We start from the raw sequence: 3,450 nt of genomic DNA, 5'->3' as shown, positions 1-3,450 counted from the left end.
CCCCGCAGGAGCCCGGATTGGGCCGCCGGGCGGCTCAGGGCTGCTTGCGCCCCAGCGCAGGTAGCCCAGCGGGCCGGCGAAGTTGATAAAGGTTGCGGCCACCCACAGCTTCTTCGAGCCGTTGATCCGGTGCTGACCGCGCGCGCCAGGTCGCGCAGCGCGATTCCCTGGAGCAGCAGCTGTACGGCGGCCAGGGCAACCAGCACCGCACGCCGGGCGGGGGAGAGATCCTTCCAGCGGTTCTTCGATTCCATCGGTGGCTTCCCTTCTTGGTTTTCGTGCTCAATTGCATTGTCCAATGCCCTGTTCTCCATTGTCCCGTGCAGTGCTGGTTCCCACGACCCGGCGGTAGATGGGCAGGCGGCAGGCCGCAGGCTGGGCGCGGAAACGAGCCGGGCACGGGCCTGGCAAAAAAATTTTCCAAAAAATCTTTCGCCACGGGGAATGATTGTGGCTCCGGGCCCGTTGAACATGACAGAACGCAAAGTTGAGTCACCATCACTCAAGTTTGATTTGACAGCGAAACGCTCGAGAGTAAACTTGAGTGCGGAACGCTCAACCGGGGTAAAACGCCCCAGCGTTAGTCAGTTTTAACCAAGGCAAAGGAGAGCCATTATGTCGCGTGCCGTAGGTATCGACCTCGGAACCACCAACTCCGTCGTTTCCGTTTTGGAAGGCGGCGAGCCGACCGTTATCGCCAACGCTGAAGGCAACCGCACCACCCCCTCGATCGTCGCCTTCTCCAAGAGCGGCGAAGTCCTGGTCGGTGACATCGCCAAGCGCCAGGCCGTGAACAACATCGATCGCACCATCGCCTCGGTCAAGCGCCACATGGGCACCGACTGGACCATCGAGATCGATGACAAGAAGTACACCCCGCAGGAAATCTCGGCCCGTACGCTGATGAAGCTGAAGAACGACGCCGAGTCCTACCTGGGTGAAAAGGTGACCGACGCGGTCATCACCGTTCCGGCCTACTTCAACGACGCCGAGCGCCAGGCCACCAAGGAAGCCGGCGAAATCGCTGGCCTGAACGTGCTGCGCATCGTCAACGAGCCGACCGCCGCGGCCCTGGCCTACGGCCTGGACAAGGGCAAGGAAGATGAACTGATCCTGTCTTCGACCTGGGTGGCGGTACCTTCGACGTCTCGCTGCTGGAAGTTGGCAAGGACGAGGACGACTTCTCGACCATTCAGGTTCGCGCCACCGCCGGTGACAACCGCCTGGGCGGCGACGACTGGGACCAGCGCATCGTTGACTGGCTGCTGGCCCAGGCCAAGAGCAAGGGTGCTGACCTGTCCAAGGACAAGATCGCCCTGCAGCGCCTGAAGGAAGCCGCTGAGCAGGCCAAGAAGGAGCTGTCCTCGGCCACCAGCACCAACATCTCGCTGCAGTACCTGTCGGTGACCGCCGATGGTCCGGTGCACCTGGACGAGCACCTCTCGCGCGCCAAGTTCCAGGAACTGACCGCGGACCTGCTGGAGCGCACCAAGAAGCCGTTCCAGGACGTCATCCGCGAGGCCGGCGTGAAGGTGTCGGACATTGCCCACGTGATCCTGGTGGGTGGTTCGACCCGTATGCCAGCCGTGGCCGAACTGGTCAAGGAAATGGCCGGCAAGGAAGCCAACAAGGGTGTGAACCCGGATGAGGTCGTGGCCGTGGGCGCCGCCCTGCAGGCCGGCGTGCTCAAGGGCGAACGCAAGGACGTGCTGCTGATCGACGTGACTCCGCTGTCGCTGGGCATCGAGACCAAGGGTGGCGTGATGACCAAGCTCATCGAACGCAACACCGCGATCCCGACCAAGCGCTCGGAAACCTTCACCACCGCCGAGGACAACCAGCCTTCGGTGTCCATCCAGGTGTTCCAGGGCGAACGCGAGTTCACCCGCGACAACCAGGCACTGGTACCTTCGAGCTGACCGGCATCGCCCCGGCTCCGCGCGGCATCCCGCAGGTTGAGGTCACCTTCGACATCGACGCCAACGGCATCGTGCACGTTTCGGCCAAGGACAAGGGCACCGGCACCGAGCAGTCGATGACCATCACCGGCGGCACCTCGCTGTCCAAGGATGACATCGAGCGCATGGTGCGCGAAGCCGAGGAGCACGCAGCCGAGGACAAGAAGCGTCGTGAAGCTGCCGAGACCCGCAACGCCGCCGAGCAGGCCGCCTACTCGGTGGACAAGCTGATCAAGGACAACGAGGACAAGCTGCCCGAAGAGGTCAAGACCGAAGTCCAGGCCGATGTGGATGCACTGAAGGCCGCCCTGGAGAAGCAGGACAACGACGACGAGGTCAAGGCCGCGTTTGAGAAGCTGCAGGCTTCGCAGACCAAGCTGGGCGAGGCTATCTACGCCAACACCCAGGCCGAGTCCGCAGCCGCAGGCGAGGGCGAAGCTCCCAACGCCGAGGAAGACATCGTCGACGCCGAGGTCATTGACGAAGACGAAGACGACAAGAAGTAGGGAGTAAGGGAACATGTCCGAGGCACAGGACCAGAACGCCAACTCCGGCCAGCAGCCGGAGAACCAGCAGGAGGCTGCCGAAGCGCAGCCGAACGCCGACGCTTTGGGTCAGGCCGAGGCGATCCTGAACGAGGCAGGCGTATCGGCTGAACAGTCGGAGCAGGACGAAGTGGGCGAGGTTGTCACCGAGCTGCGCAACGACCTGCTGCGGCTGCAGGCCGAGTACGTGAACTACCGCAAGCGCGTGGAGCGCGACCGTGAAGCCGTGCGCGACCAGGCGGTGCAGTCGGTGCTGGCAACCCTGTTGCCCGTGCTCGACGACGTGGACGCCGCACGCAAGCACGGGGACTTGACCGATGGGCCGTTCGCGGCCATCGCGAACAAGCTCGATGCGGTACTGCAGTCTCACGGACTGGAGCGTATCGACCAGGCGGGTGTGGAGTTCGACCGAACGTCCACGAGGCGCTGCTGCGTCAGCCGGTTGAGGGGATCGACGCCGACCATGTGGGACAGATCCTGCGTATTGGATACAAGAAGGGGGAGCGCATCCTGCGCGCCGCCCAGGTGATGGTATCCACCGGCGAGTAGTCGCCGACAAATAACACATCGACACTGCCCACTGCCGAGAATCGACAGTGGGCAGTGTGAACCGGCTGACGAAAGGTTGGAGGCCTGATGGCAAGTCAGGATTGGATCGAAAAGGACTTTTACGCGATCCTCGGCGTCTCGAAGGATGCCGACGACGCGGAAATCAAGAAGGCCTACCGCAAGCTGGCACGCAAGTACCACCCGGATACGAACCCCGGGGACGCGGCGGCCGAACAAAAATTCAAGGACATCTCCGAGGCGAACTCGGTACTGTCCGACCCGGAACAGCGCCAGCAGTACGATGCCATCCGCGCCATGGGGTCCGGGGCACGCTTCACCTCCGCGCCGCGCCGGGGCCCAGGGGGCAGGTTTCGAGGACATCTTCTCCAACCTCTTCG

4 pseudogenes are annotated in these 3,450 nt (G+C 63.2%); 3 read left to right on the top strand and 1 reads right to left on the bottom strand.

What is annotated here, in order from left to right:
* Positions 1 to 254, bottom strand: a pseudogene (locus JCM19049_RS20020) (hypothetical protein); the annotation flags it as partial.
* Positions 255 to 615: 361 nt separating this feature from the next.
* On the opposite strand from JCM19049_RS20020, the pseudogene dnaK reads away from it, so the two are divergent.
* From dnaK to JCM19049_RS09955, 3 pseudogenes are all read left to right on the top strand, one after another.
* Positions 616 to 2,464: pseudogene (gene dnaK, locus JCM19049_RS09965) on the top strand (molecular chaperone DnaK).
* A gap of 13 nt (positions 2,465 to 2,477) precedes the next feature.
* Positions 2,478 to 3,052 (top strand): annotated as a pseudogene (locus JCM19049_RS09960) (nucleotide exchange factor GrpE).
* Positions 3,053 to 3,139: 87 nt separating this feature from the next.
* Positions 3,140 to 3,450 (top strand): annotated as a pseudogene (locus JCM19049_RS09955) (DnaJ domain-containing protein); the annotation flags it as partial.

This window comes from Arthrobacter sp. JCM 19049 (assembly GCF_001310435.1).
This window is presented reverse-complemented; position numbering and strand designations above follow the sequence as displayed.